The organism is Candidatus Ruminimicrobium bovinum (assembly GCF_902760015.1).
Classification (GTDB): domain Bacteria; phylum Elusimicrobiota; class Endomicrobiia; order Endomicrobiales; family Endomicrobiaceae; genus Ruminimicrobium; species Ruminimicrobium bovinum.
The window spans coordinates 1-3,096 of the sequence record NZ_CACWEU010000227.1; the positions used below are offsets into that span (position 1 = coordinate 1).

Consider the following 3,096-nt stretch of genomic DNA (forward strand, 5'->3'; position numbering starts at 1 on the left):
AGATGTTAGGAAAATTCAAGTTGTCGCACGGCTTTAAAAATTTCAAACGAATGGCGACACTGAGTGCGAAAAAGAGAATTTTTAAAACAACAACTCTATGCTGCCTATATCCATCAATACATCAACAAAATGCTTTACATTTTGTTTTATTTCTATATACCTCAAAAATAATTTTTGCTTTGCAAAAATTATTTTTTGTTTAGTTTAAATCCTTTATGTAATTCATTAACCGCTTTATTTGTATCGGCTTCGTCTATTACACATGAAACTTTTATTTCACTTGTAGAAATCATTTCAATATTTATTTTGTTTTTAGCCAAAATATCAAACATTTTTGATGCAACACCTGCATGTGTTTTCATTCCCACGCCTACAACAGATACCTTTGCAACATGCTCGTCGCAAGTTACCTTTTGTGCACCCAATTCTTTTGCAAGTTCGTCAACTTTCTGTTGAGTTTTTTTCATATCGGATTTACTTACCGTAAAAGAAATATCATTTTTTTTGTCCCAAGCTGCAGATTGAATTATCATATCTACATTTATACCGAGTTTTGCAATGGAACTGAAAATTTTTGCTGCCATTCCCGGAATATCCGGTAAATCTATTAAAGAAAATTTTACTTGATTTTTATCAAATGTTACTGCCGATACCATAAGGTTTTCCATTTTTTTTCTCCCTATTTTTTCTTCACTTACAATGTATGTTCCTTCCTTATCCGAAAATGTTGACCTTGCATGAATTTCTATACCGTAATTTTTTGCAACTTCTATACTTCTTGTCTGCATAACCTGCGCACCCGAACCTGCCATTTCAAGCATTTCTTCATAAGAAATTAAATCTATTTTTCTTGCATCTTTTACAACTCTGGGATCTGTTGTAAAAATACCTTCAACATCACTGTAAATTTCGCAAACATTTGCTTTCATTTGTGCGGCAAGTGCAACTGCCGTTAAATCCGAACCGCCTCTTCCCAAAGTTGTAATATCACCGGCTTTATTCATACCCTGAAAACCTGCAACAACAACAATGTTACCTTTGTCCAGCAATGAAAAAATCTTTTTCGGATTTATTTTTTGAACTCTTGCCCTTGTATATTCATCATTTGTAGCAATACCTGCTTGAAAGCCCGTCAAAGAAACCGCTTTATGTCCCATAGCTTGTATTGCCATTGCAAGTAATGAAATAGACATCTGTTCACCCGTTGCAAGAAGCATATCCATTTCTCTCGGGTTAGGTTCCGCCGTAATTTCTTCACATTTTGTAATTAAATCATCTGTAGTATCTCCGGGGGCGGAAACAACAACAACAACTTTATTACCGCCTTTTTTTCTTGCAATAATTTTATTTGCAACATGTTTCATTTTGTCACTGTCTGCTACGGAAGAACCTCCAAACTTCATCACGATTAATGCCATTTTATATTCTCCTTACATCTATAATTCTAATTTTCTGGTGTTATTGCTCCGGTTTTATCAAAATCCAATATAAAAGTTTTTGTGGGAACAGTTTCTTTCTTCCAAATTTTTGCCATACACTTTGCAATATTTTGAGCTTTATTTTTATTGCAAAAAGCTATCATTGAAGGACCTGAACCCGACAAACATGCACCATAAGCACCGTTTTCCATTGCCGAAGAAATTAAATCCTGCATCACCGGAATTAATTTTGCTCTGTAAGGTTGATGCAATTTGTCCTGCATGGCCTCTTTTAAAACTTTAAAATCACCGTCGCAAAATGCTTTTGTAAGAAGAGATATTCTTGCTAAATTAAAAACGACATCTTTTCTTTCATATTTTGCGGGTAAAATATTTCTCGATCTTTCGGTTGCAAGCTCAAAACCGGGAGTGCATACAACCGCCTGCATTTTCGGTATCGGTAATTTAATTACTTCTATATTATCGTCGCCTCTGTTTATCGATATACAAACACCGCCGTAAAATGCCGGAATAATATTATCTGGATGTCCTTCAAGTTTTACACCAAGCTGAGCCATTTCACCTTTTGTTAATTTATTACCGCAAATTTGATTTGCGGCAATTATACCTGCAGCCCGTGCAGCAGAGGAAGAACCGAGTCCGGAACTTAAAGGGATATTATTTGTTAATTTTATATTAAAACTTTTTAAATTGTATTTTTCTCTTAAATCAAGCAATCCGAAAACAGCATCCATTGCTTTCCATAAAATATTACTTTCGTTTTTAGGTAATATTTTCTTACCTTCTCCCTCAATAACGAACTTCGCTTTCTTGGGATCGCTTGCAAAAGAAACTTCCAATTCGTTATACAGGGATAAACTTGCTCCCAAGACATCAAAACCGGGCCCCAAATTAGCCGTTGTTGCAGGTACTTTTACTTTCATTTTTGCTTCCAATCCTCCAGTTCTCTAATCTTCTATTTTTCAAATCGCTTTGCGATTCTTAAAGTTCTTCTTTCATTGAACAAAACTCACCGCACATCGAGCATGTATCTTTTAAATTCGGTGCTATTTTTGCCCTTTCTTTTTCAAATTTTTCAGGATCTATCGCAAATTCTTTTTGTTTTTCCCAATTTCTTTCTTTTCTGTATTTTGACATTTGATAATCTTTTTCTTTTGCACCTTTTACATTTTTAACTATATCTGCACTGTGTGCCGCAATTTTTGCGGCAATTACACCTTCTTTAACATCATTAACATCAGGAAGTCTTAAATGCTCGGCAGGCGTAACATAACAAATAAAATCAACTCCGTAACTTGCAGCCATTGCTCCGCCTATTGCCGATGTTATATGGTCATAACCCGGAGCAATATCGGTAACCAACGGACCTAAAAAATATAACGGACTGTTATGTGTTAATCTTTTTGCAAGCTGAACATTTGCTTGAACCTGGTTTATCGGAATATGTCCGGGACCTTCAATCATTACCTGCACACCTTCTTTTCTTGCCCTTAATGCAAGTTCGCCGAGTATTGAAAGTTCCGCAAGTTGCGGACCGTCGGTTGCATCCGGGTTTCCGCCCGGTCTGAAACCGTCACCCAAACTTAATGTAACATCATATTTTTTTGCTATTTTTAAAAGTCTGTCATATTGTTCATAATAAGGATTTTCTTTTTTA

The 3,096-nt window shown here is 35.4% G+C and carries 3 protein-coding genes; all 3 read right to left on the reverse strand.

Translation table 11 applies throughout. The features are described 5' to 3' along the window. Positions 1 to 188: 188 nt before the first annotated feature. A complete protein-coding gene (locus ACMUOV_RS07635; RefSeq protein WP_413854540.1) occupies positions 189 to 1,418 on the reverse strand; it encodes an aspartate kinase in 1,230 nt (409 codons plus the stop codon). Between the two features lie 26 nt (positions 1,419 to 1,444). Further along, positions 1,445 to 2,362 carry a homoserine kinase gene (thrB, locus tag ACMUOV_RS07640; protein ID WP_413854541.1) on the reverse strand — a complete coding sequence of 306 codons (918 nt, stop codon included), beginning with the start codon at positions 2,360 to 2,362 and terminating at the stop codon, positions 1,445 to 1,447. Between the two features lie 58 nt (positions 2,363 to 2,420). After that, positions 2,421 to 3,096, reverse strand: a 676-nt coding sequence (locus tag ACMUOV_RS07645) for a phosphomethylpyrimidine synthase ThiC (protein WP_413854542.1), incomplete at its 5' end; no start/stop codon positions are given.

Coding starts and splice junctions, on each gene's coding strand:
- ACMUOV_RS07635 (WP_413854540.1), bottom strand. CDS start 1,418: ATGGCATTAATCGTGATGAAGTTTGGAGGTTCTTCCGTAGCAGACAGT.
- thrB (WP_413854541.1), bottom strand. CDS start 2,362: ATGAAAGTAAAAGTACCTGCAACAACGGCTAATTTGGGGCCCGGTTTT.